Raw genomic sequence first — 23,577 nt, 5'->3', positions numbered from 1 at the left:
TTTATGGAGTTGCCCGCATACCTCAAGGTCATGGCCGACAAAGGTGCCTCGGACCTGTACTTCTCCACCGGTGCACCGGTGATGATCAAGATCGAGGGCCATACCCGGCCCATCACCCAGAACACCCTGCCCCCGGGCACCGTCAAGCAGCTGGCCTATTCGGTGATGAACGACCGGCAGCGAGCGAGCTTCGAGCGGGATCTCGAGCTGGATATGGCCATCGGCGTCAATCACATCGGCCGTTTCCGGGTCAATGTGTTCTGGCAACGGGGCGAGACGGCCATGGTGATCCGCTACCTGAAGAACGACATTCCGTCGATCGAATCTCTGGGCCTGCCCGGCATCCTGGAACAGCTGATCATGGAACCCCGCGGCCTGATCCTGGTGGTCGGCGCCACCGGCTCGGGCAAGTCCACGACGCTGGCGTCGATGATTGATTACCGGAACCGCCATCGCAGTGGTCACATCCTTACCATCGAGGATCCCATCGAATATACCCACAGCCATGGCATGAGTGTGATCAACCAGCGCGAAGTCGGGGTCGATACCCACTCCTATTCCGATGCCCTGAAGCGGGCCATGCGCGAGGCACCGGACGTGATCATGATCGGTGAGATCCGGGACCGCGAGACCATGAAGCAGGCCCTGACCTACGCCGAAACCGGGCATCTGTGTATCTCCACTCTGCATGCCAGTAACGTGGATCAGACCCTGCGGCGCATCGTGAACTTCTTTCCGGACGAGGCCCACCGGGAACTGTTCATGGACCTCAGCCTGCACCTGCGGGCGGTGGTTTCCCAGCGCCTGTTACGCAGCGTCGACGCCAAACGCGTTCCGGCGGTGGAAGTGATGCTGGCCAGCCCCTACATCAGGGAACTGGTCAACAAGGGTGAGATCGGAGGCATTGCCGAAGTCATGGAGAAAAGCCGGGAGATGGGGATGCAGACCTTCGACCAGGCCATCCTGGATCTGTATCACCAGGGCAAGATTACCAAGGACGAAGCCTTTGCCAACGCCGACTCCAGACACAATCTGGAAGTGGCCATTCGCCTGGAGCAGGGCAAGATGGGTGACAGTTCGGGGCTTCAGATCGATGACGGCAACTGAAAGAGCGCCGGCTTAAACCCCGAAGGGAGCCGGCTCGGCTCCCTTCCTGTGTACTTCATGGTAATTTGACGACGCTGTCGCCGTTCACCCGCTGACGAACACCGGGCCGACGCCGAAGTTCCAGATAATGACGGAACCCACACGGGTGGACACCAGGATCACCAGGGCCACGGTCAGCAAGGCACCGGCATACATGACTGCCCGCTCCTTCTCGATACCCATGACAATCGGCAGTCCGTCATACATGAGCCAGGCACCGTAGCAGGCGGCAATCAGGAACACGATCGCGTTGAACCAGGGCACCGGGTACAGCAGGGCGAAGCCCGCCAGGAACAGCGGAGTGCATGAGTATGCCGCCAGAGCAATGCCGTTGGACGGCACATGTTCTTCCCGGGCGCCGTAGGTTTTCGCCATCCAGTTAATCGCGTAACCCAGGGCGAAAACCCCCACCAGCATGGCGAGGTAGGTCAGCACACTCAGTTGCAGGGCACTGATTTCCGTCAGCTTGATCAACCGTTCGTTACCCACTGTCCAGCCAAAATAGGCCGTCGAGATGTAAGCACAGATCGGAGCGATCGCCGCCAGAACCAGAACATAGGCCACGTACAGACGTCGCGGAGTCTCATGTTCTTTGCGAATGGACACCCACTCTTCATCCGGGTGCGTGAAAAGACCGAAGGCATGTTGCAGGAGCATGGACACCCCCTTTTCTTCTGTTGTTGGTATGGGTAGGTACGTTTCCCGCACGCTGCTGGATCTGAGAACGATACCTGAACTTAACTATAGTCAAGAATGAGGGGGTTAAAAGGCAGCTTTAATGCCTTTTTGTCATTTAGAAAGGGCTTTCAGATCCTTTGGTTCTGGCAGGGCCCCCTGAACCTTTCAGGAGGCCAAGACAATCATCAGGCCTGGCGGGGATCGGTCTGGGCCACCCAGGGCTTGTCCTTGCGGCTGTCCCGGAATGCCAGCAGGCTCTCAACGCCGGTGAAATCCACCAGGTCCCGGAAATCCAGCCAGTCCACCAGACAGTACAGGCAGATCGCCGGGTAGTTCCAGGCCTCGAACTGGCCTTCCTCGACCTGGGCCGCCAGGGTCCGCAGGGTGGTCATAATCCGCTCCCGCTGCAGGTTGAAGAACATCACGTCGGCATCGACATCAATGCCTGAGCGTTTGGCCAACAACAGGGTGACCGCGGAATCATTGGCGGCATCAATCAGGGTCAGCTGGTTCTGCTGGTCCCAGGTCAGCGGATCACGGTTCTGTTTGGCGCTCACGTAGCGGGCAATGATGCGGGAGTCATAGAGTTCCTGGCCCTCATCCTCAAGCATGGGAATCTTCAGCGCCGGATTGTTGCGCCGCAGCTCGTCCCGGCCTTCTCCATAGATATCCAGGTTGATGAACTCGTAGGGTTCCTCATCCAGCAGGATACGGATTCGGCGCACGTAGGGAGAGGTGGTGGATCCAATCAGCTTCATATCTGCTCCGGTTGTCAGGTTCCCAGCAGGGTTTCAGGGTTTGTATAGGTATACCCGGTGGCTTCGGCCACTTCCCTGTAGGTCACCTTGCCAGCCATCACATTCAGGCCCGCCAGCAGGTGCGGATCATCCCTCAGTGCCTGCCCCGGCCCCTTGTTCGCAAGGGCCGCGATGAATGGCAGGGTGACGTTATTCAGTGCCAGGGTGGACGTTCTCGCCACCGCACCGGGCATGTTGGCCACGCAGTAATGTACCACACCATCGACAATGTAGGTCGGATTGTCATGTGTGGTGGGTTTCGAGGTCTCGGCACAGCCGCCCTGGTCGATGGCCACATCCACGATGACACTGCCCTCGGGCATGCGCCGGACCATGTCCCGGGTGATCAACTTGGGTGCCGAGGCGCCGGGAATCAGCACGCTGCCGATCACCAGGTCAGACTCGATGACCGCCTGGTCCAGGGTGTGAGCCGTGGAGAACAGGGTGGAAATCTGGTTGCCAAAGCGGTGGTCCAGGTGCCGGAGCACCTCCATGTTGCGGTCCACCACCGTCACCTGGGCCCCCAGACCAACGGCCATGGCGGCAGCGTTCTGCCCGACCACGCCACCACCAATGATCGTGACCCGGGCCGGACTGACCCCTGGCACACCGCCGAGCAGGACGCCCCGCCCACCGAGGTACTTCTCCAGGCAGTGAGCGCCGGCCTGGATCGACATACGCCCGGCCACTTCGGACATGGGTGCCAGCAGCGGCAGCCGGCCGGCGTGATCGGTCACCGTTTCATAGGCGATGCAGGTAGCGCCGGATTGCACCAGGTCGTCGGTCTGCGCCTGGTCCGGAGCCAGGTGCAGGTAGGTGAACAGGGTGTGTTCCGGCCGGAGCATGGCCCGCTCGCCGGCCTGGAGCTCCTTGACCTTGACGATCAGCTCCGCCTGTTCGAACACCTCCTCTGCGCCGGCCACCAACCGGGCACCCGCCTGCCGGTAATCCTCATCGGAAAAGCCGATGGCCGCTCCGGCACCTTCCTGCACGTACACCTCATGACCGTGGCCACACAGCTCATGAACCGACGCCGGGATCATGCCGACCCGGTACTCATGGTTCTTGATCTCCTTCGGAACCCCGACTTTCATGGACAATCTCCCGCACTGTGCCAAAGTGAATCTGTGAGTTTCTGGCTCAAGTGTAGTAAAAAGGACGGTATTCCGGATGACGCAAATGAATGCATCGGTTTTCCGGCCAAGGCCGTATCAAACGGCACAAGAAAACCAGAACCAGAAGGAACAGGAGGAAGCATGAACCCGATCAGAACGACAACCCTGGCAACCGCTCTTGGCCTCTCCCTGGCCAGTACAGGAGTCCTCGCCGAAATGCAGACCGAAACCATCGAGTACACGATTGATGGCACCACCTTCACCGGCTATCTGGCCTGGGACGATGAGGATGAGGGCCAGCGCCCCGGCGTGCTGGTGGTTCACGAATGGTGGGGCCATAACGAGTTCGCCCGGGACCAGGCCGAAAAGCTGGCGGCCGCCGGCTACACAGCGCTGGCGCTGGACATGTACGGCTCGGGCAAGGTCACCGACCACCCCGACACGGCCCAGAAATTCATGCAGGAAGCCACCAAGGACATGGACCAGATGAAGGCGCGCTTCCTCAAGGCCAAGGAACTGCTGCAAAACCACGAGAGTGTCGATGGCGACCGTATTGCCGCCCAGGGTTACTGCTTCGGCGGTGCGGTGGTGCTGAACATGGCACGCCTGGGTGTGGATCTGGATGGTGTGGTGAGCTATCACGGCGCCCTGGGCAGCCCGATCAAGGCCCAGGCCGGTGAGGTGAAGGCGCAGGTCCAGGTCTACACCGGCGGAGCCGACCAGATGGTCCCCTCCGATCAGGTTGCCGGCCTGGTCAAGGAAATGCAGGACGCCGAAGTGGACCTGACCCTGGTGAGCTTCCCCGGGGTCCGGCACTCCTTCACCAATCCCGGTGCCGACAAGGTCGCCGAGGAATTCAATATGCCCATCGGATATGACGAAGAGGCTGCCACCCGCTCCTGGCAGGGCACCATGGAGTTCTACCAGCGTATCTTCGCCCAGTAAGCGGCAACCAGCGCGCGTCCCGGAAGCTCCGGGGCGCGCCCCTACCCTTCCTGCTCCAGGGCGCCAGCGATCGTTGCCCGCACCTCGTCCATCAACACTTCCACCGGCTTGTCCGCAGCACTCACCGGGGAATGGATGACAATGTGGATTTCGCCACTGGTAAAGGCGGCATGGCCCTTGGGCAGCCGGTCATGGGAGCCAACAATGGTGATCGGCAGGATTGGCAGTCCACCATCCCGGGCAATCACGAACCCTCCCCGCTTGAAAGGCAACAGTTTGCCGTCCCAGGAACGGGTCCCCTCGGGAAACAACAGGATACCGGTACCATCCGGCAGCTGAGCGACGCCCTGCTTGATGCTCTCAAGAGCGTCCGCGCCTTTTGACCGGTCGATGAACAGGTTACGGGACGTTTCCAGTGCCAGGCCGAACAGGGGCACCTTGCGCAACTCCTTCTTGATCACCCACCGGTACTGCAGGCCCAGGGCCAGTACCAGGGCGGGCGGATCGAAATAGGAGGCGTGGTTGCTGAGAATGACGTAACGCTGGCCCGGCTGGATATGTTCCTTGCCACTGACTCGCAGGCGGATGCCACAGACCTTCAGGATGATCCAGGCATAGATCTGTGTACCCTGGAACGCGGCATCACCACGCTTGCCGGCAAGGGCAGCAATCACGATGGGCAGGAACAGGATCAGGGTAAGGAGGACCGCCCAGAACAGGATCCAGGTGGCTTTCAGAAATCGCAACAGCATGGAGGGAATCCCTGTATTTCTCGACAACCGGTTAAACGAGCAACAGGGGGACAAAGATTACATATTGCCGGGAAAATCACAAAAAAAGGCAGCCGAAGCTGCCTTTTTTGCGTGTTGCTGAATCCGTCAGGGATTACAGAGCAACAACGTTCTCCGCCTGAGGACCCTTCTGGCCCTGAGTTACGGTGAACTCGACCTGCTGGCCTTCAGCCAGGGTCTTGAAACCAGAGCCTTGGATGGCGCTGTAGTGAACGAATACGTCCGGGCCGCCTTCACGAGTGATAAAGCCAAAGCCTTTAGCTTCGTTGAAGAACTTAACAGTACCGGTAGTAGTAGACATACTTAAACTTCCTGAAATCAATCATTTACTCTACTGCCTCGCACCACAGCGGCGCTCGGTCAGCGTTTGCGGAAATACAGAACTCGCTTAATCAAAAACAGGACGGCACTACTTACTACAGGTACGTCTTATTCATGAAACGCTTTACTGACTCTTTCCTTGAGATCCAACTCTACGCGGGAATCCCGGGAATGCCAAGCGAAATTTCAAAGATTTATGTAGGTAAAGATACCCACCGCCAGGGAGTCAGCCCCTGATCAGTGAAAAGGTGTAAAAACCCAGGGCAGTCATCAGGATAGAGCCCACCACGTGGGCGAGAATGCCGGCCATCGCCATGCCCCACTTCCCTTCCTGGAGCGCCGTAAACATCTCGAGGGAGAACGTGGAGAAGGTGGTCAGGGCACCGCACAGGCCGGTGATGGCAAACAGCCGCCATTCGGGCGAGAGGGAGCTGCCGTGGGTGAAATACCCCATGAGCAGGCCAATCAGCCAGCCACCACTGAGGTTGGCGACCAGGGTTCCATAGGGAATGGCATGGTAGGTGGTATTGAGCCACAGCCCCAGTGCCCACCGGAGGTTGGCACCGATCACCGCACCCACACTTACTGCCAGAACCGATAGCCACATGCGTGTTTACTCCACCCTGAACACAGAAGGCGCCCGACCGGGCGCCTTCCATTACACTACGGAATATCCGGCGATGATCAAGCCGGATTGTGGTCGATCACGGTTTCCTGGTTACGGGCAAAGGCATCGAACGGAAAATCGTCCACGGTCAGCATTTCGAGAACAACCTCCTCGTACTGCCGCATGAAGTCCGCTTCTTCCTTGGTATAGATGCCGGCCTTGAGAGCCGCCTCAAAGCGCTCCTCAGGATGCAGGGCGGTCATCGGCAACTCGCCCTTGGCGTATGCCTTGGTTGCCTTGCGGTACAGCTGCTCCGCCTTGTCGTAATCCTTCAGCAGGCCATTATAACGGGCCACCGGATTCTCAACCGTGCCCTCGCCGTCGGTGCTCCAGATACTGGCCAGCAGCTTGTGGCGGATCGGGGTATCGGTGGAGATCGCTCTGGCCAGTTTGCGGGCCAGGCTATCGTGGGGCGCATCCCAGCGACGCCCAAGCGGCATGGTGATGGCCCGGAGCGTCATGGCCACCGGCCGGTTCGGCAGGTTCTGCAGGAATTCGTCCAGAGCGTTCTCGGTGCGGCTGAGAAGTAGCTCCAGGCTGTATTCCATCACTTCCCGTTCGCCTTCGACCGGCTGGGTCTCGTGCCAGTTTTTCAGCACCATGGATGCCAGGTAAAGGTTGGAGAGCATGTCTCCCAGGCGGGCAGAAATCAGCTCACGCATCTTCAGCTCACTACCGAGAGTGGTCATGGCGGCATCGGCACACAGACCAAATGCGGCACTGAACCGGGCCACCGCCTGGGCATAGCGACGGCTGGAGCTGTCAAAGGGCACATCGGCCCGACCCAGCCCCAGGGCCTGGGTGAAGGCCCGGGACGCGTTGCCGAAGATCAGGCCGGCGTGGCCGAAGAATGCCTTGTCGAAGGCCCGGATATCGTCATTGTCCTTGGCCGCCAGCTCCTCGAGAACATAGGGATGGCAGCGGATCGCGCCCTGGCCGAAGATCATCAGGCTGCGGGTCATGATATTGGCGCCTTCCACGGTAATGGATACCGCAGCGCCACTGTAGCCGATGCCCAGGTAGTTACGTGGCCCCAGGGTCACGGTTTTGCCACCGTGGACATCCATGGCGTCGGTAAGAATGCCGCGCTGGAACTCGGTCAGGTGGTATTTCAGGATGGCCGACGGCACCGCCGGTTTCTGGCCGTTGTCGATCATGTTGGCAGTGTGGTTCACCGCGGCCTGGGCGATGTAGGTCTTGGCGGCGATACGGGCCAGAGGCTCCTGCACGCCTTCCATCTCGGCCACCGGGGTGTTGAACTGGCGGCGGATACGGGTGAAGCCGCCAGCCGTGCCCACCGAGTAGGCCGCAGCGCCCGCTGCACCGGACGGCAGGGTGATGCAGCGACCAACCGACAGGCATTCCACCAGCATGCGCCAGCCCTCACCGGCCATCTTCTGGCCACCGATGATGTAATCCAGCGGAATGAAGACATCCTTGCCCCGGATCGGGCCGTTCAGGAACGGCGTACCGATCGGGCAATGGCGACGGCCGATTTCCATGCCCTTGGTGTCCCGGGGAATCAGGGCGCAGGTAATGCCGTAGTCCTCGGTGTCTCCGAGCAGACCATCGGGATCGAACATGCGGAAGGCCAGACCAACCACCGTCGCCACCGGCGCCAGGGTGATCCAGCGCTTCTCGAAGTTGAGACGGATGCCCAGTACTTCCTTGCCGTCCACTTCCTGCTTGCACACGATGCCGGTATCCGGCAGCGAGGTGGCATCAGAACCGGCACGCGGGCCGGTCAGGCCGAAGCAGGGAATCTCCCGGCCATCGGCCAGGCGCGGCAGGTAATACTTTTTCTGTTCTTCAGTACCGTACTTGACCAGCAACTCGCCGGGCCCGAGGGAGTTCGGCACGCCGACGGTGACCATCAGCATCTCGTTCGCCGCCAGCTTCTGCAGTACCGCCGTTTGGGCCTTGGCGGAGAATTCCAGGCCGCCATATTCCTTGGGAATGATCATGCCGAAGAACTTCTCTTTCTTCAGGAAGTCCCACAGCTCTTTCGGAAGGTCCGCCCGTTCCACCGCGATATCCCAGGCGTTGCACATGGAGATGGCATGGGTGCACTGGTTATCCACGAACGCCTGCTCTTCCTCACTCAGGCCGTTGTGGCGGTTGATCAGCAGGCTGTGCCAGTCGGGGCGGCCGGTGAACAGCTCCCCGTCCCAGCCAACGGTGCCGGCTTCCAGTGCCACCTTTTCGGTATCGGAAACCTTGGGCGCCACCTTCTTGAACATGGCGAAGATACGGGGTGTCAGCCAGCCCTGGCGAAAGCCCGGCAGGCCGGCCGCGGCGGTGGCAGCGGCACCGAGAAACAGGACCAGGGCCAGCCAGCCGGAGGCGAAGATCCAGGACAGGAACCCGACCACCACCATCACACCGATGGCCGGTTTGGCCCCCGCCTCGCGGCGCATGACGATCAGCAGGCCCGCGAGCGCTACCACAAACAGAATGAAAGTCATCATAGGTTTTCTCTGTCCTCCATGGATTGCGAGAACTCCGGCGACTGACGGCTGCCAGTCGGTCCCGGAGCACCAAGACTACACAGTGTTACGTTCACGGTACCTCATCAGATGAGGGCTGACCAGCAATTGCTTCCCAGTCAGGGAGTTACCGCCATCAGGCGGTCACAATCACGCGAATTCCCTCCAGCGCCAGACTGGCATGACTGACCGCCTCCCGGGCGGCCGCCAGCTGGTTACGGAAATAATCGATCTCCTCATCCCGGATGGCCGGGTTGACCTTCTGCAGGGCCTCAAGGCGGCGAATTTCCGGACCGAACACGGCCTCGACACCGGCCAGGGCTTTCTCCTTCATGGGCTCCAGATGCGGCTCGGACAGGCGCTCGGCGTGATCCACCATGGTCTCCACCTGGGGCCGGATCTGGGGCACGATCGCCTGTGCGGTACGGCGGCGGATGTTGGAGCACAGCTCATTCAGCCGGTCGTGGGGCAAGGCGGCAGAGAGCTCCTTGCCATTGACGTCCACCAGCAGCCGCAGGGGCGACACCGGCAGGTAACGGGTCAGCTGCAACGACTCCGGGGCCGGGCAGTGCACGGTAAACAGGGCCTCCATCAGCAGGGTGCCCGGCGGCAGCGCCTTGACCGAGAGGCTGGCCAGCGCGGCCTTGCCCAGGCCGGAGCTGGTGACCGAATCCATCACGCCGGTCACCATCGGGTGCTCCCAGCTCATGAAGGCAAGGTCTTCCCGCTCCAGGGCTTGTTCCCGGCTCCAAGTCACGGTCAGGCCGTCTTCCGGCAAATCGGTCACATGCCCGGCGTGGTAATGCTCACCGGGCTTGAGCACATCCGAGTGCTCGCCGTGGTCTTCCACGTCCACGCCGAGGATGTCGAAGGCCTCGATCATGTAATCCCGGACCTGGGCGGAAGCCTCTTCCTCCTCGATCCGGCCGATCAGCTCCTCGGCCACGTCGCGGCGGCAGGAATTCAGTTCGATCAGGGCATCCCGGCCGTTCTGCAGCATGGTCTTGAGCCGCGCGGTTTCCCGGGCCGAGGCCTCGATCAGCTCGTCCAGTACACCGGTGTCGCCATCGATGGCCTGCTGCCACCGTTCCTGCAGAGCCTCCTGCACGGCCACGCCCACGGCGCAGCTCTCGGCGAAGGCATTCAGCCCGTCATGGAACCAGCGGTACTGGACCTCCTGGCTGGTGCCCTCCAGGTACGGGATATGGATCCGGATGGCATCGGTCTGGCCAATGCGGTCCAGCCGCCCGATACGCTGCTCCAGCAGATCCGGATTGGCCGGCAGGTCGAACAGCACGAGGTGATGGGCAAACTGGAAATTCCGGCCCTCGCTGCCGATCTCCGAACAGATCAGAGCCTGGGCGCCCTGCTCGCTGTCAGAGAAATAGGCCGCCGCACGATCCCGTTCCACCAGGCTCAGATGCTCATGGAATGCGGCGCTGCGGATACCGGCCCGCAGCTGCAGATAGTGTTCCAGCGCCATGGCCGTTTCGGCGTGAGCACAGATCACCACCACCTTGGCCGGGCGCAGGCCCAGCAAGGTCTTCTCCAGCCAGGCAACGCGGGGGTCCTCGGCCAGCCAGCGCTCCTCGGCGCGGCCATGCTCGGGGCTCAGCCCCTCCAGCCCCACATCGAGGCCGTCATAAAGTTCCGGGCATGGCAGCGGAACCGGCTCCGGCTGGCGTTCGGGAAAGCCCCGGATCGCCGCGCGGGTGTTGCGGAACAGGATCCGGCCGGTGCCGTGGCGGTCGAGCAGCGCATCAATGATGGCCTGGCGGGTATCACTCTCCTGCTCCAGCTGGTCCAGTTCCTGGCCGAGCCAGCCGCGCAGGGCCTCGCGGTCGGCGTCACTGATCGCCTCGTCCTGCTGCAGGCGACGCACCACCTGGTTGATGGTTTCGTAATGGGCTTCCTCTTCCCGGAACGTCTCCAGGTCGTGGAAACGGGCCGGATCCAGCAACCGCAACCGGGCGAAGTGACTGGCGATGCCCACCTGCTCCGGTGTGGCAGTGAGCAGCAGCAGGCCCCGGGTCCGGGCCGACAGGGATTCCACCACCTCGTATTCCGGGCTCGCCGCCTCCGGCGCCCAGGCCAGGTGATGGGCCTCATCGACAATCATCAGGTCCCAGCCAGCGGCCAGGGCATCCTCGCGGGCACCGGCGTTCCTGGTCAGGAAATCGAGACTGCACAGGACCAGTTGGTCGGTCTCGAACGGGTTTTCCGAATTCTCGTCACCAAAGATGTGGTTCACCAGGGCGTCAATGTCATCCTCGTCATCCTTGAGGGCGTCATAACGCTCCTGGTCGATGATGGAAAAGCGCAGGTTGAACCGACGCAGCATTTCCACCAGCCACTGGTGAATCAGGGAATCCGGTACCACGATCAATGCCCGTTTAGCACGACCGGTGTGGAGCTGGTAATGCAGAATCAGGCCAGCCTCGATGGTCTTGCCCAGGCCGACCTCATCCGCCAGCAAGACCCTCGGCGCGTGGCGCCGGGCCACTTCCTGGGCGATATAGATCTGGTGAGGCAGGTGCTGGGTACGGGCACCGATCAGCCCCTGGGCAGGCGAAGCCCGCAGGCGATCCTGGTGCTGAACCGTAGCGTAACGCAGCCGGAATGCCCCGTTACGGTCAAACTGGCCGGCAAACAGACGCTGGTGCGGGGCAGAGAAATTGACCGAGCCGGCCAGCTTTACCTCGGAGATCTGATGGATGTTCTCGCCGTCATCGGCGTGGTACATGAGCACACCGCCGACGTCCTCCACGGCGCGGACGGTGTAGCGGTCGCCGCCAAAGGTCTCGATCTCTTCGCCGATCTGGAAGACGATGCGGGACAGAGGCGCGTTGTCGATGGCATAAGTGCGCTCCTCGTCCGCGGCTGGAAACCCCAGGGTGACCCGACGCCCGGAAATATCCGTGACAATCCCCAGGCCCAGCCCGGTGTCGCTGTGACTGACCCAGCGCTGACCAATGACAAAATCCGATGTTTCCAAGAAGCCTCCAAACCGAAATTACTTGCCGAAATTTTTGCAGAACTTATTTAAGAGCCGAGCCGTTTTCCCGCACCCAGTAAGCAGTCGCGCCGCAAACCGCCGCCGGCACCACCACCAGATTCAGCACCGGTACCATCGCTGCCAGCGCCACCGGCAACCCGAACCCCAGGGCCGAGAGCCGGGTGTCACCCAGCAGCCGGCGCAGGGCGGGGAAGCTGACCTTGTGGTTATCCGCCGGGAAATCCACGTACTGCAGGGCCATCATCCAGCAGTTGAACAGGAACCAGAGCACCGCCGCCACCAGGTTGACCACGGGAATAAGACCGATGATGAACAGGCCGATGGCGCGGGGCAGGTAATACAGGATTTTCTGGACTTCCCGCCACAGGGCGCGGGGAATGTCCTTGATGATGACCGCCCAGCTGTCATCGGTATTGATTTCCTGGCCGGTGAGATGCTTCTCGGTCAGCTCGGCCAGGTAACCATAGAACGGGGAACCGATCAGGTTGGCGACGATGACGAACCCGTAGGCCAGCATCAGCAGGATCACCGCGCCGTACAGGATCCAGAACAGCCAGTCCAGCGCCTGCAGCCAGGTCCAGTCCGGCAGGAACCCCATGGCCATGGCAATCAGGGCCGCAAAGCCCTCCGCCATGAAATAGAACAGGATGCCGAACAGGAAAATGTTGATAACAATGGGGATGACGACGAACAGGCGCAGGCCGGGCTGTCGAATCAGGCGGAAACCCTCCCCCAGGTAACCCAGTCCGCGAAAAAAGTTACCCTTGAGCATGGCTGGCTGATCCTCCGCTTCAATGACAGTGACGGGGCGCAAAGCATATCATGTTGGCAAATATCCCACAGCCCGGAAGGACTCTCGGAAACTCCCCATGGCATCATTGAAACAACTCAGTCAGGACCTGCTTCACAACCGGACACTCTGGCGGGTAGCACTGGCCGTGTCCCTCGCCGCCATCGTGATCCTGGCCACCATGGACACCCGTTACCCCATACCCTCAGCCCCCAGCGACAAGATCAACCACCTGATCGCCTTTCTGGAGCTGACCATCCTGACCCGTCTGGCCTGGCCGGAACTCCGGGCTCTCTGGTACGTGCCGGCGCTGTTGCTGTTTGGCCTGGCCATTGAACTGGTGCAGGCGACCCTGCCGTACCGGGATTTTTCCCTGAAAGACCTGCTTGCCGATGGCGTCGGCATCGCCATTGGCCTGCTGCCCTGGCCGGGGCTGCCCAGGGCCGGAAAGCTGGATTTGAGAGATTCGCCCGAATCCTTGTGAGATATTTCCTACATTGCTGTGAGAGCTTTCAGCATCAATGAGTGCGATGGCATCGGAGAGTCCACTTATTGCACGCCAACTCATTGATATTATTGCACCGACCCGAAAGTGATACAGCATTGAAAAGTCAGATCACGCCCCCGTCACACGTTTGTCAACGTTACCTTGCTATAGTGATCTCGTCAGGGATGACAAGGAAGTGGACGACGCATCGGATGCACCCCGGCACGGAGCGCGGGGAGAGGCAGGGACACAGGGACGCCTCGCTTAAGGGATAATTAATCGGAAAGCCGGCCAGGATGCTGGCGCCAGGGAGCGGAGACCAGGGACCAGCAACAAGGCAGTTGCCCCAGCGCACGGATGCGCCGACCTGTTCCGAAAGGGTGACCCATGGTCACCCTTTGTTTTTTTTCAGCCCCCGGCTTTTACCCGATAGATCCTCACCCTGTTGAATTCCTCGAATTCGTTAAGATCCGGCCAGGTCCTGGCTTCAATCACGGCCTGTTTTTCATAACGGTCGTTCCCGAGATTTCTGACCCGGGAATCCGCCAGCAGGACCTCTGGCGCTGCGGCCCGAAACACCTCCAGCAAAGGGCGGTTTTCCGGATCGTAGAGCACGTCCGCCGCAGTCACCAGATCGATATCCTCGGGCCTCCGGTTCCAGTCCTCAAAAAACTCCAGGACCACGCCGTTGAGTTCCGCATTGGCGGCCGCGGCATCCAGGGCCGCCGGATCCAGGTCGCACGCGATCACCCGGGCCGCACCGGCCAACGCGGCCGCCACCGCAACCACCCCCGACCCGGTCCCGAAGTCGAGCACCACCTTACCTCGCACAATATCAGGATGTTCGAGGATCCATTGCGCCAGCACCTGGCCGCTGGCCCAGCAGAACGACCAGTAAGCCGGTTCCGCCACCACCGCCTGGGCCTCGTCATGGGACAGGGGACCTTCCAGTACCGCCGGGTCAAAAAGGTACAGGGGGATGTCGGGACAGCCCGCCGGCCGGGTTTCGGCCACCCGTCCCCGGCTCAGGGTCTTGCGCAAGCGTTCGTTCAACCGTTCCGGTGACATTGCCCCTCCAGCTCCGGATCCAAAAGGCCCGACATTGTACCCGCCCGCAGGCCCTGAGGCAGCGCCGGATGGGCAGAAAGACACTCGATCCGTTATACTCTCGCCTCACATTTTCAACCTCCAGGTCCGTGCAATGGCGACCCGACCCGACACCGACGACTACCTGTCCCTGTTCCTCAATGACGTGCCACTGATGGACGTCCGGGCACCGGTGGAGTTTGCCAGGGGCAGCTTTCCCAGTGCCGAGAATGCGCCACTGATGAACGATGAGGAACGGCACCGGGTCGGGATCTGCTACAAAGAGAAGGGCCAGGACAAGGCCATTGAACTGGGCCACCAGCTGGTATCCGGCGACATCAAGGCCCAGCGCATCGAGGCCTGGAAACGATTCGTGGCCCGCCATCCGGACGGTTACCTGTTCTGTTTCCGTGGTGGCCTGCGCTCCCGCCTGACCCAGCAGTGGATCAAGGAATCAGGCATCGATTACCCGCTGGTCAAGGGTGGCTACAAGGCCCTGCGCCGGTTCCTGATCGACAGCCTCGAGGAACTCATCGTAAAGAGCGAGTTCCGGATTTTGAGCGGTCGCACCGGCACCGGCAAGACCCGGGTACTGCACCAGCTGCCCAACCCGGTGGACCTGGAGGGGCTGGCCAACCACCGTGGCTCGAGCTTTGGCCGCCGGGTCACGCCCCAGCCTTCCCAGATCGATTTCGAAAACCGCCTGGCGGTAGCCATGCTCAAGGCCCATCACCTGACCGGCGGCCCGGTTTACCTGGAGGACGAGAGTCGCCTGATCGGCCGCTGCGCCCTGCCCGAGAGCCTGCGGGAGCGTATGGCGAGCGCGCCCCTGCTGGTGCTGGAGCAACCCATGGAAGAGCGTATCGCCATCATCCGCAAGGACTACGTGGAAGACATGCATGCCGACTACGTGGCCCGGGACGGCGAGGAAGCCGGCTGGCTGAACTTCCGCGACTACCTGTTGTCCGCCATGGACCGCATTCGAAAACGCCTCGGCGGCGAGCGCCATAAGCAACTGCGGGCGCTGATGGAAGCAGCCCTGTCGGCCCAGGAGCAGCAGGGCGACCTGCACGGCCACGATGCCTGGATCGAAGCGCTCCTGACCGACTACTACGATCCCATGTACGACTACCAGCTCGGCCAGAAAGAGGGGCGGATTCTTGTCCGAGGGGGCCCCGAGGTGATCATCGAGCAAGCCAGGCTGGCCCGGCCCGCGTAGAACTCCCTCCACACCGGATTTCCCTGCTGTTACACGCCTGACGCAAATGTCTGCTATAAACAAGGCTGGAAGGTACCGGTTTTGTCAGCTTTTTTGCAAAGACTGAACTCACTCTGAAAAACTCTAAGGAACAAGGAGTCTCTTGATGGAAGACCTCATCGGCGCCAACGGGCGTGCATCCGAACTGCTGGACCAGGCGATGGCCCTGGTGATGACTTACGCTCCCAAGGTGGTGCTGGCGATCATCACCCTGGTGATCGGTATGTGGCTGATCAACAAGCTGGTAGGTGTACTTGATGCCAAGCTCAGCCAGAAGGACCCCACCCTCAACAAGTTCCTCTGCGGCCTGATCGGAGCTGTCCTCAAGATCCTGCTGCTGATCTCCGTGGCTTCCATGGTGGGCATTGCCACCACCTCCTTCATCGCCATTATCGGTGCTGCCGGTCTGGCGGTCGGTCTGGCATTGCAGGGCAGCCTGGCGAACTTCGCCGGCGGCGTGCTGATCCTGATCTTCAAACCGTTCAAGGTTGGCGATGTGATCAACGCCCAGGGCTATCTCGGCTCGGTGCGTGAAATCAGCATCCTGTATACCATTGTCGACACCTTCGATAACCAGCGGATCATCATCCCGAACGGCCAGCTGGCCAACGCCAGCCTGACCAACCTCAGTGCCTACGAGACCCGTCGCTGCGACATGACCTTCGGTATCGGCTATGCCGACGACATCGACAAGGCCAAGGACATCTGCAAGCGCCTGATCGAGGAAGACGAGCGTGCCCTGAAAGATCCGGAGCCGCTGATCGTGGTGGGCGCCCTGGGCGAGAGCTCTGTCGACCTGACCGTCCGGGCCTGGACCAAATCTGCGGATATGTGGCCGTTCTACTGGGATATGCAGGAGCGTGTGAAAAAGGCCTTCGACGCGGAGGGCATCAGCATCCCGTTCCCCCAGCGCGACGTCCATCTGTATAAAACCGAGTGAACCTTATCGCAATTGATACATTCGGTTACTCGCAAACTGCGTAACCTCAACTAAGATGAGCAGTAACGGCAGGGTGTTGAACCGGCGCCCTGCCGAACCCCGGCGGAGCCAGATTTCGCAACGCTCAACGGCTCCGGGACGCTGTCATTGCTGGTAGGAGGTTGTCGCTATGCCGGTACAGCAGTTGAAGGATTACCTCGACCAGGCAGGTGTGGAATACATGTGCCTGTCCCACCCCCCGGCGTTCACGGCCCAGGAACTGGCCCACCACGTCAAGATTGCAGGCGACCGCGTCGTCAAGACCGTTATCATTGAACTCGATGGCAAGATGGCCATGCTGGTGATGCCCGCCACCTGGCGTATCCGCTGGGACCGCCTGTCACAGATTCTGGATACCGATTTTGTCGATCTGGCCGACGAACAGGAGTTCCAGGATCGTTTCCCGGATTGCGAGGTGGGCGCCATGCCACCATTCGGCAACCTGTTCGGCATGACCGTCTATTGCGCCGAATCGCTGACGGAGCAGCCAGAGCTGGCCTTCGCCGCCGGCAGCCATACCGAATCGGTGCACATGAAGACCTCGGATTTCCTGAACCTGGTGCAGCCGATGGTACTGAACCAGGGCTTCGTGAAACCCGGCGCCCGCAAACCGGCCTGGCTGGTGAAACGCCGCCGGCACCGGGAACTGGACGAGGAACGGGTGTCCGGAGCCGCCGGCTACTGACAACCCGGCCCCGGGTTGATCCGGGTCGCTTGTCTGGATGCCTCCATCGCGTAAACTGACGGCATCAGACAGGAACCCGCTATGACCCAAGCATTTGATATTGTCATTGTCGGCGCCGGCATGGTCGGTGCCGCACTTGCCACCGGACTTGGCCGCGAAGGTCTTTCGGTCGCCATGATCGACCGGGCCTCTGCGCCTCCATTCAACCCCGAAGCCACCCCGGATATCCGTGTATCGGCCCTGAGTGTCGGCAGCGAACGCTACCTGGACAGTCTGGGCGCCTGGGCCCGTATTCTCGACAAGCGGGCCACACCCTACCGTCGGCTGGCAGTCTGGGACGAGACTCCGCACCCGCTCAGCAACCTGGTGCCGCGCCGATTAACGGAAGTGACCTTCGACGCCGTGGACCTGGGCGCTCCGCACCTTGGGCACATCGTGGAAAACTCCGTCACCCAGCAGGCGCTGTGGCAGGCGGCGGAGGCCGAACCGGGCGTTACCATCCTGGCAGGCTCCGGCGTTGCCAGTGTTTCCCAGGATGAGAACCAGGCGACGGTCACCCTGGAGGATGGCCAGACCCTGAGCGCCAGGCTGGTGATCGGTGCCGATGGTGCCCAATCCCGCATCCGCGATATGGCCGGAATCGGCGTCACCCGGGACCAGTATGGCCAACAGGCCATGGTCATTTCGGTGCGCTACCGCGGAGCGGTGGAGGACATCACCTGGCAGGGCTTCTATCCCTCCGGGCCGCGCGCCTTCCTGCCGCTGCACAGTGCCGGCGAGACCTTCCCCGGGGAGAGCTGGGCGTCACTGGTCTGGTATGACTCCCCTGAGCAGCTGGCACACCTGAAAAGCCTGGATGACGAGGCCCTGATGGCCGAGATCCAGAGCGCCTTCCCGAAAGACCTGCCGGTACTGACCCACATTGATGCCCGGGCCAGCTTTCCCATTGCCCGCCAGCACGCCAGGCATTACTTTGCCGGCAGGATGGTCCTGGCCGGGGATGCAGCCCACACCATCAACCCGCTGGCAGGCCAGGGTGTGAATCTCGGGTTCCAGGATGCCCAGAGCCTTCAGGCCATGATCCGGGAAGCCCTCCGTGCCGATGGCGATCCCGCCAGTCCACACTGGCTGGCACGCTACGAGCAGGAACGCCGCCCCGCCAACCGGCGGATGATGATGACCATGGACCTGTTCTATCACCTGTTCAGCAACCGCATCCCGCCGGTGCACCTGCTGCGCAATCTGGGTCTGGGAACCGCCCGCGCCCTGCCCTTTGCCCGCAACCGGGTTGCCCGTTACGCCATGGGTATAGACGACCAGTTGCCGGCGATCCTCAGGCAGCTTACCGAACGGCTGCCGGGCCTGGGTCAGCTTTGAACGATCACTACTGAAAACCAACAAGGAGCCACCATGTCAGAGACGATATTCTCCAAGATCATCAACCGCGAAATCCCCGCCGACATCGTCTACGAGGACGACATCAGCCTGGCGTTCAAGGACATCAATCCGCAGGCACCGGTACACCTGCTGGTGATTCCCAAAAAGGAGATTGCCTCCATCAACGACATCGAGGAAGGCGACCGGGAGCTGGTGGGACACCTGTATTACGTAGCCAGCAAGCTGGCGAAGGAAATGGGCTTTGCCGAGGATGGCTACCGGACGGTCATGAACTGCGGGGAGAATGCCGGGCAGACCGTTTTCCATATCCACCTGCACCTGCTGGCCGGCAAGCCGTTTGGCTGGCCGCCGTATACCGACAAGATGAAGCAGGCCTGAGGGCTGAAAACGGGACAGGGTGGAAGCGTTAAAACGGGGTCAGAAGAAGGCTTTCTTCTGACCCCAACCTGGCGGCAAATCCCGAAGCTTGAGCATGAAAAAGGGGTCAGATGAAGACCTTCATCTGACCCCAAATTAGCGGCAATACTCGGGGTTTGGTCTTGAAAAAGGGGTCAGATGAAAGCTTTCATCTGACCCCGACCTGGGCGCAAACTCCGAATCAGCGACCAACCACCCGCTCAGCTTCTTCCACCGGCGTGTGGCGCACGTCCTCGCCCTTGACCATGAAGATCACGTTCTCGGCGATGTTGCAGGCGTGGTCACCCACCCGCTCCAGCGCTCGCAGCACCCACATCACCGACATGCACCGGGAGATGTTGCGGGTGTCTTCCATCATGAACGTCAGCAGGGTGCGAGCCGCAGCCTGGTATTCCTCGTCCACCCGCTTGTCTTCCTTCATGATGCGCAGCGCCTGCTCGGAGTCGAGCCGGGCGAAAGCGTCCAGGGAGTCGTGCAGCATTCCGAGCACGTGGGTGCCGATGTGGCGCACTTCCACATAGCCCCGCGGGGCCTGGCCTTCCTCGGACAGCTTGATCGCCAGCTTGGCGATCTTCTTGGCTTCATCGCCGACCCGCTCCAGGTCCGCCACCATCTTGATCACGGAAATCACCAGCCGCAGGTCCCGGGCGGTGGGCTGGCGACGGGCGATGATCAGGGTCGCTTCCTCGTCCAGGTCCATTTCCATCTTGTCGACCTGCTTGTCCTTGGCGCGGATCTGTTCGGCGAGGTGGCCGTCACCGTCCACCAGGGCCTGGATGGCATTCTCCACCTGGGCCTCAACCATCCCGCCCATTTTCAGGAATTCGGTCTTGAGCTCCATGAGCTCGTCGTTGAACTTGTGGGAGATATGATCTCCGTAAACATCGTCCTTCTGTGTAGGCATACTATCTTTCTCCAAAATTCCTCAGATCCGGAATCAGCCGAAGCGACCGGTGATGTAGGATTCGGTCAGTTCATGTTCCGGCGAGGTGAATACCTTGTTGGTCTCGTTCACTTCCACCAGATGCCCTAGGTGGAAATAGGCCGTACGATGAGACACCCGAGCCGCCTGCTGCATGGAGTGAGTCACAATCACGATCGTGTAACTCTCGGACAGCTCGGCAATCAGCTCTTCGACCTTGGCCGTGGCAATGGGGTCCAGTGCCGAACAGGGCTCATCCATCAGGACAACTTCCGGGCTGACCGCAATGGCGCGGGCAATGCACAAGCGCTGCTGCTGGCCACCGGACATGCCGGTTGCAGTGGCATCCAGGCGATCCTTGACCTCTTCCCACAAACCCGCTTTGCGCAAGCTGTTCTCAACGATGTCATCCAGATCCGATTTCCGGTTGGCGAGACCATGAATCCGGGGGCCGTAGGCCACGTTGTCGTAGATGGACTTCGGGAACGGGTTTGGCTTCTGGAACACCATACCCACCCGGGCGCGCAGTTCTACCACGTCCCGCTTGGGATCGTAGATATCCTGGTCATCCAGATGCAGCGAGCCTTTGACCCGACAGATATCGATACTGTCGTTCATCCGGTTCAGACAGCGCAGGAAGGTAGACTTGCCACAACCGGACGGTCCGATAAAGGCAATCACCTCATTGCGGGCGATGTCCAGGCTGATGTTCTTGATGGCGCGGTCCTGGCCGTAGAACACCTCGACATTGCGTAGTTTGAACTTGGCATCGTCCGAGAAGGGACGACCTACTGTCTTGCCCTCCTCAATCACGGTTTCCGCCGGCTTCTCTTCCTGGACAGGAACAACATTTTCTTCAGGCATTTCAGCTTCACTGGTTACCGTTGTATTCAGGGTATTCATGGAGATTCTCCTTACCACCTGCGCTCAAGACGCTTGCGCATCCAGATGGCCAATGCATTCATACTGATCAGGAAGGTCAGCAGCACCATAATCGCTGCCGACGCGCGTTCGATAAAGGCCAGTTCCGGACTGCCCGCCCACAGGAAGACCTGCACCGGCAGCACCGTGGCCGAGTCAAAGAAGCCATCCGGTACATCCACGATGAACGCCACCATGCCGATCAGCAGCAGCGGTGCGGTCTCGCCCAGCGCCTGAGCCATACCGATGATGGAGCCGGTCAGCATGCCCGGCATCGCCAGTGGCAATACGTGGTGCAGGACTACCTGCATCTTGGAAGCGCCGATGCCTTCTGCAGCCTCGCGAATCGATGGCGGCACACTCTTGATCGCCGCCCGGCTGGAAATGATGATGGTCGGCAGGGTCATCAGGGTCAGCACCAAGCCACCCACCACCGGCACCGAACGGGGCATGCCGAACAGGTTGATGAACACGGCCAGACCCAGCAGGCCGAAGATAATGGACGGTACCGCCGCCAGGTTGTTGATGTTCACCTCGATGAAGTCGGTGAGCTTGTTCTGGGGCGCGAACTCTTCCAGATAGATGGCTGCTGCCACACCGATCGGGAACGACAGGATCAGGGTCACGAACATGGTCAGCAGGGAACCCACCACGGCGCCAAGAATACCGGCTTTGGAAGGGTCCCGGGAGTCACCGTTCTGGAAAAAGACATCGTTGAACGAGGTCTCCACCACACCGTCTTCCTGCAACTGATCCACCCATGCCTGCTGCTGTTCGCTCAGCTTGATGGAATAGGCCTCGTCGCCGGCGTGCTTGGCGTAGACATCCACGTCCGTATGGGCCAGGAACGTCATGGTCCGGGTGGTGTTCAGCCACTCCGGATTTTCCTTCAGCCTATCCCTCAGCGTCACCGAGGCGTACGGATTGATGAGATCACGCACCGCATCCCGATCGGCTTCCGTTGCGGATGGAATCTCCCGGATCAAAGCCTGAACGAGAGGCTCGACGAAATCCGCCATTTTCAGTTGGCGCTCGTCCGTAGCGTCGTCCAGATACATCATTTCGCCATCAATCTGGACTTCCATCGTCAGGGTCGTCTTCATGAACCCGGTATAGCCCTTGCCGATGATGTCGGCAAACAGGATCACCAGGGCGGCGAGGGCTACCGCGATTGCCGCGATGCCGTAAGCCCGGAAACGACGTTCCTTGCGATAGCGGCGCTTGAGTGACTGGCGGACGATCTCCGCCTGAGAGCGTTGGTCAGTCATACTGTTCCCGATATTTACGTACAATTTTCAGGGCGATTACGTTCAGCAGCAGCGTGGCCAGGAACAGCATGGCACCCAGAGCAAAGGCGGCCAGTGTCTTGGCGCTGTCGAATTCCTGGTCACCGGTGAGCAATGTCACGATCTGCACAGTCACGGTGGTGACGGTTTCGAGGGGGTTGGCGGTCAGATTCGCCGCCAGGCCAGCTGCCATCACCACGATCATGGTTTCGCCAATGGCACGTGATACGGCCAGCAGGATACCGCCCATGATGCCGGGCAGCGCCGCCGGAAAAATAACCTTCTTCATGGTTTCCGACTGGGTGGCACCCAGGGCCAGGGAGCCATCCCGCAGGGACTGTGGCACCGCATTGATCACGTCATCCGAGAGCGACGAAACGAAAGGAATGATCATGATGCCCATTACGCCGCCGGCAGCCAGGGCGCTCTGGGACGAGGCTTCAATTCCGAGCGAAGCTGCCAGGTTACTGATGAATGGCGCCACGGTCAGGGCGGCAAAGAAGCCATAAACAACGGTGGGAATACCGGCCAGCATCTCCAGCAGCGGTTTGACGATACTGCGCACCCGTTTGTTGGCATACTCGGACAGATAGATCGCCGAGAGCAGTCCCACCGGCACCGCCACCAGCATCGCGATGGCAGAAATCAGCAGGGTACCGGTGAACAGCGGTATCATGCCGAACGCACCCTCGGCGGCAACCTGATCCGCCCGCAGCGCCGTTTGAGGACTCCAGCTGGTACCGAAGAAAAACTCGACGAACGAGATCTTCTCGAAGAAACGGAAGGTCTCGAAGGCAACCGAGAAGATAATGCCGAGGGTAGTCAGAATGGCCAGGGCGGCGCAGGCAAAGAACAACCACTTGAGGATGGACTCCACCTGTTCCCGGGCGTTGATCCTCGGACGTATACGCAGCCAGCCAAGGAAGCCGGCCAGCACCGCTACCGAAATCACCAGGGCGGACATCAGCATCCGGCTCTGGCCCCGCAATGCTTTCAATCGCTCGGCGGCCTCCACTATCGGGGCTTCAACAAACCCCGGGGGCAAGGCACCGCTGGCCACGTTGCTGATTTTACTCAACAGCAGACTGGCACTGCCTTCATCGGCGGGAATCATCTCTGGAGGCAGAGAGCCGATCACCAGCATCTGAATGACCTTACCCTGGAATGCCGCCCACAATGCCAGCACGATCAGCGCGGGGATGCCGCACCATAGCGCCGCCCGGGCACCATAATAGAATGGCAGGGACTTGAGATGACGTATCCCGCCCAGGGGCATCGCCAGCGCCCGGGACCGGGCATAGCCCAGACCATATGCGACGACGGCCAGGACCAGGGTCAGTAGAAGGAGATTGGCAGGTTGCATGAATTATCCTGTCTGACGCTTCA

The 23,577-nt window shown here is 60.8% G+C and carries 22 protein-coding genes; 8 read left to right on the top strand and 14 right to left on the bottom strand.

What is annotated here, in order from left to right:
- Positions 1 to 3: 3 nt before the first annotated feature.
- Positions 4 to 1,107: a PilT/PilU family type 4a pilus ATPase gene (locus tag BM254_RS11145; protein ID WP_092003278.1), complete on the top strand. Its 1,104-nt coding sequence runs from the start codon at positions 4 to 6 to the stop codon at positions 1,105 to 1,107.
- 84 nt (positions 1,108 to 1,191) lie between these two features.
- On the opposite strand, the gene BM254_RS11140 is transcribed toward BM254_RS11145, so the two are convergent.
- The 3 genes from BM254_RS11140 to ald all read right to left on the bottom strand — a co-directional run bounded on the left by BM254_RS11140 (position 1,192) and on the right by ald (position 3,715).
- A complete protein-coding gene (locus BM254_RS11140; RefSeq protein ID WP_092003275.1) occupies positions 1,192 to 1,803 on the bottom strand; it encodes a Yip1 family protein in 612 nt (203 codons plus the stop codon).
- A gap of 206 nt (positions 1,804 to 2,009) precedes the next feature.
- Positions 2,010 to 2,582, bottom strand: a complete 573-nt coding sequence (locus tag BM254_RS11135) for a glutathione S-transferase family protein (protein WP_092003271.1) — start codon at positions 2,580 to 2,582, stop codon at positions 2,010 to 2,012.
- A gap of 14 nt (positions 2,583 to 2,596) precedes the next feature.
- Positions 2,597 to 3,715, bottom strand: coding sequence for an alanine dehydrogenase (ald, locus tag BM254_RS11130; protein ID WP_092003268.1), 1,119 nt, complete (start codon positions 3,713 to 3,715; stop codon positions 2,597 to 2,599).
- Between the two features lie 162 nt (positions 3,716 to 3,877).
- Between ald and BM254_RS11125 the strand changes: the two genes are divergently transcribed.
- Positions 3,878 to 4,681, top strand: a complete 804-nt coding sequence (locus BM254_RS11125; RefSeq protein WP_092003264.1) for a dienelactone hydrolase family protein — start codon at positions 3,878 to 3,880, stop codon at positions 4,679 to 4,681.
- A gap of 41 nt (positions 4,682 to 4,722) precedes the next feature.
- Here the strand turns inward: BM254_RS11125 and BM254_RS11120 are convergent, their stop codons facing one another.
- From BM254_RS11120 to cysZ, 6 genes are all read right to left on the bottom strand, one after another.
- On the bottom strand, positions 4,723 to 5,433 hold the full coding sequence (locus tag BM254_RS11120) for a lysophospholipid acyltransferase family protein (protein ID WP_245777434.1): 711 nt from the start codon (positions 5,431 to 5,433) through the stop codon (positions 4,723 to 4,725).
- 133 nt (positions 5,434 to 5,566) lie between these two features.
- Positions 5,567 to 5,773, bottom strand: a complete 207-nt coding sequence (locus tag BM254_RS11115; RefSeq protein ID WP_008172950.1) for a cold-shock protein — start codon at positions 5,771 to 5,773, stop codon at positions 5,567 to 5,569.
- Positions 5,774 to 6,019: 246 nt separating this feature from the next.
- Entirely contained in the window at positions 6,020 to 6,400 is a 381-nt protein-coding gene (gene crcB, locus BM254_RS11110; protein ID WP_092003261.1) for a fluoride efflux transporter CrcB, read from the bottom strand.
- Between the two features lie 77 nt (positions 6,401 to 6,477).
- Positions 6,478 to 8,928, bottom strand: coding sequence for an acyl-CoA dehydrogenase (locus BM254_RS11105; protein WP_092003258.1), 2,451 nt, complete (start codon positions 8,926 to 8,928; stop codon positions 6,478 to 6,480).
- Positions 8,929 to 9,082: 154 nt separating this feature from the next.
- Positions 9,083 to 11,941 carry an RNA polymerase-associated protein RapA gene (gene rapA / locus BM254_RS11100; protein WP_092003255.1) on the bottom strand — a complete coding sequence of 953 codons (2,859 nt, stop codon included), beginning with the start codon at positions 11,939 to 11,941 and terminating at the stop codon, positions 9,083 to 9,085.
- Positions 11,942 to 11,984: 43 nt separating this feature from the next.
- On the bottom strand, positions 11,985 to 12,734 hold the full coding sequence (gene cysZ / locus BM254_RS11095; protein ID WP_092003251.1) for a sulfate transporter CysZ: 750 nt from the start codon (positions 12,732 to 12,734) through the stop codon (positions 11,985 to 11,987).
- A 97-nt stretch (positions 12,735 to 12,831) separates the two neighbouring features.
- Between cysZ and BM254_RS11090 the strand changes: the two genes are divergently transcribed.
- On the top strand, positions 12,832 to 13,236 hold the full coding sequence (locus BM254_RS11090) for a VanZ family protein (RefSeq protein WP_092003248.1): 405 nt from the start codon (positions 12,832 to 12,834) through the stop codon (positions 13,234 to 13,236).
- Positions 13,237 to 13,647: 411 nt separating this feature from the next.
- On the opposite strand, the gene BM254_RS11085 is transcribed toward BM254_RS11090, so the two are convergent.
- Positions 13,648 to 14,307 carry a 50S ribosomal protein L11 methyltransferase gene (locus BM254_RS11085; protein WP_092003245.1) on the bottom strand — a complete coding sequence of 220 codons (660 nt, stop codon included), beginning with the start codon at positions 14,305 to 14,307 and terminating at the stop codon, positions 13,648 to 13,650.
- A 133-nt stretch (positions 14,308 to 14,440) separates the two neighbouring features.
- Between BM254_RS11085 and mnmH the strand changes: the two genes are divergently transcribed.
- The 5 genes from mnmH (at position 14,441) to BM254_RS11060 (ending at position 19,023) form a co-directional block, all read left to right on the top strand.
- Entirely contained in the window at positions 14,441 to 15,544 is a 1,104-nt protein-coding gene (gene mnmH, locus BM254_RS11080; RefSeq protein WP_092003242.1) for a tRNA 2-selenouridine(34) synthase MnmH, read from the top strand.
- A 145-nt stretch (positions 15,545 to 15,689) separates the two neighbouring features.
- A complete protein-coding gene (locus tag BM254_RS11075; protein ID WP_092003239.1) occupies positions 15,690 to 16,523 on the top strand; it encodes a mechanosensitive ion channel family protein in 834 nt (277 codons plus the stop codon).
- 169 nt (positions 16,524 to 16,692) lie between these two features.
- Positions 16,693 to 17,247 carry an aminoacyl-tRNA deacylase gene (locus tag BM254_RS11070; protein WP_092003236.1) on the top strand — a complete coding sequence of 185 codons (555 nt, stop codon included), beginning with the start codon at positions 16,693 to 16,695 and terminating at the stop codon, positions 17,245 to 17,247.
- 81 nt (positions 17,248 to 17,328) lie between these two features.
- Positions 17,329 to 18,624, top strand: coding sequence for an FAD-dependent monooxygenase (locus tag BM254_RS11065; RefSeq protein WP_092003233.1), 1,296 nt, complete (start codon positions 17,329 to 17,331; stop codon positions 18,622 to 18,624).
- 33 nt (positions 18,625 to 18,657) lie between these two features.
- The gene (locus BM254_RS11060) at positions 18,658 to 19,023 is read left to right on the top strand and encodes a histidine triad nucleotide-binding protein (protein ID WP_092003230.1); all 366 of its coding nucleotides are present in this window, start codon (positions 18,658 to 18,660) and stop codon (positions 19,021 to 19,023) included.
- Positions 19,024 to 19,243: 220 nt separating this feature from the next.
- On the opposite strand, the gene phoU is transcribed toward BM254_RS11060, so the two are convergent.
- From phoU to pstC, 4 genes are read right to left on the bottom strand one after another with little or no spacing between them, the layout of a single operon-like run.
- Positions 19,244 to 19,966 carry a phosphate signaling complex protein PhoU gene (gene phoU / locus BM254_RS11055; protein WP_092003227.1) on the bottom strand — a complete coding sequence of 241 codons (723 nt, stop codon included), beginning with the start codon at positions 19,964 to 19,966 and terminating at the stop codon, positions 19,244 to 19,246.
- Between the two features lie 33 nt (positions 19,967 to 19,999).
- Positions 20,000 to 20,887, bottom strand: a complete 888-nt coding sequence (gene pstB, locus BM254_RS11050; protein ID WP_092003224.1) for a phosphate ABC transporter ATP-binding protein PstB — start codon at positions 20,885 to 20,887, stop codon at positions 20,000 to 20,002.
- 11 nt (positions 20,888 to 20,898) lie between these two features.
- The gene (gene pstA, locus BM254_RS11045; RefSeq protein WP_092003221.1) at positions 20,899 to 22,173 is read right to left on the bottom strand and encodes a phosphate ABC transporter permease PstA; all 1,275 of its coding nucleotides are present in this window, start codon (positions 22,171 to 22,173) and stop codon (positions 20,899 to 20,901) included.
- Complete coding sequence (gene pstC, locus BM254_RS11040) at positions 22,166 to 23,554, bottom strand: phosphate ABC transporter permease subunit PstC (protein ID WP_092003218.1); 1,389 nt, start codon at positions 23,552 to 23,554, stop codon at positions 22,166 to 22,168. Before pstC ends, pstA begins: the two co-directional genes overlap by 8 nt.
- Positions 23,555 to 23,577: the final 23 nt, after the last annotated feature.

The sequence above is a fragment of the Marinobacter pelagius genome (assembly GCF_900114925.1).
GTDB classification, from domain to species: domain Bacteria; phylum Pseudomonadota; class Gammaproteobacteria; order Pseudomonadales; family Oleiphilaceae; genus Marinobacter; species Marinobacter pelagius.
Note: the sequence above shows the minus strand (reverse complement) of the source record. Positions and strands in the feature narration are given on the sequence as shown.

Excerpts from the sequence above, each read along its gene's own strand:
- BM254_RS11145 (WP_092003278.1), top strand. The coding sequence starts at position 4 with ATGGAGTTGCCCGCATACCTCAAGGTCATGGCCGACAAAGGTGCCTCG.
- BM254_RS11140 (WP_092003275.1), bottom strand. The coding sequence starts at position 1,803 with ATGCTCCTGCAACATGCCTTCGGTCTTTTCACGCACCCGGATGAAGAG.
- BM254_RS11135 (WP_092003271.1), bottom strand. The coding sequence starts at position 2,582 with ATGAAGCTGATTGGATCCACCACCTCTCCCTACGTGCGCCGAATCCGT.
- ald (WP_092003268.1), bottom strand. The coding sequence starts at position 3,715 with ATGAAAGTCGGGGTTCCGAAGGAGATCAAGAACCATGAGTACCGGGTC.
- BM254_RS11125 (WP_092003264.1), top strand. The coding sequence starts at position 3,878 with ATGAACCCGATCAGAACGACAACCCTGGCAACCGCTCTTGGCCTCTCC.
- BM254_RS11120 (WP_245777434.1), bottom strand. The coding sequence starts at position 5,433 with ATGCTGTTGCGATTTCTGAAAGCCACCTGGATCCTGTTCTGGGCGGTC.
- BM254_RS11115 (WP_008172950.1), bottom strand. The coding sequence starts at position 5,773 with ATGTCTACTACTACCGGTACTGTTAAGTTCTTCAACGAAGCTAAAGGC.
- crcB (WP_092003261.1), bottom strand. The coding sequence starts at position 6,400 with ATGTGGCTATCGGTTCTGGCAGTAAGTGTGGGTGCGGTGATCGGTGCC.
- BM254_RS11105 (WP_092003258.1), bottom strand. The coding sequence starts at position 8,928 with ATGATGACTTTCATTCTGTTTGTGGTAGCGCTCGCGGGCCTGCTGATC.
- cysZ (WP_092003251.1), bottom strand. The coding sequence starts at position 12,734 with ATGCTCAAGGGTAACTTTTTTCGCGGACTGGGTTACCTGGGGGAGGGT.
- BM254_RS11090 (WP_092003248.1), top strand. The coding sequence starts at position 12,832 with ATGGCATCATTGAAACAACTCAGTCAGGACCTGCTTCACAACCGGACA.
- BM254_RS11085 (WP_092003245.1), bottom strand. The coding sequence starts at position 14,307 with ATGTCACCGGAACGGTTGAACGAACGCTTGCGCAAGACCCTGAGCCGG.
- mnmH (WP_092003242.1), top strand. The coding sequence starts at position 14,441 with ATGGCGACCCGACCCGACACCGACGACTACCTGTCCCTGTTCCTCAAT.
- BM254_RS11075 (WP_092003239.1), top strand. The coding sequence starts at position 15,690 with ATGGAAGACCTCATCGGCGCCAACGGGCGTGCATCCGAACTGCTGGAC.
- BM254_RS11070 (WP_092003236.1), top strand. The coding sequence starts at position 16,693 with ATGCCGGTACAGCAGTTGAAGGATTACCTCGACCAGGCAGGTGTGGAA.
- BM254_RS11065 (WP_092003233.1), top strand. The coding sequence starts at position 17,329 with ATGACCCAAGCATTTGATATTGTCATTGTCGGCGCCGGCATGGTCGGT.
- BM254_RS11060 (WP_092003230.1), top strand. The coding sequence starts at position 18,658 with ATGTCAGAGACGATATTCTCCAAGATCATCAACCGCGAAATCCCCGCC.
- phoU (WP_092003227.1), bottom strand. The coding sequence starts at position 19,966 with ATGCCTACACAGAAGGACGATGTTTACGGAGATCATATCTCCCACAAG.
- pstB (WP_092003224.1), bottom strand. The coding sequence starts at position 20,887 with ATGAATACCCTGAATACAACGGTAACCAGTGAAGCTGAAATGCCTGAA.
- pstA (WP_092003221.1), bottom strand. The coding sequence starts at position 22,173 with ATGACTGACCAACGCTCTCAGGCGGAGATCGTCCGCCAGTCACTCAAG.
- pstC (WP_092003218.1), bottom strand. The coding sequence starts at position 23,554 with ATGCAACCTGCCAATCTCCTTCTACTGACCCTGGTCCTGGCCGTCGTC.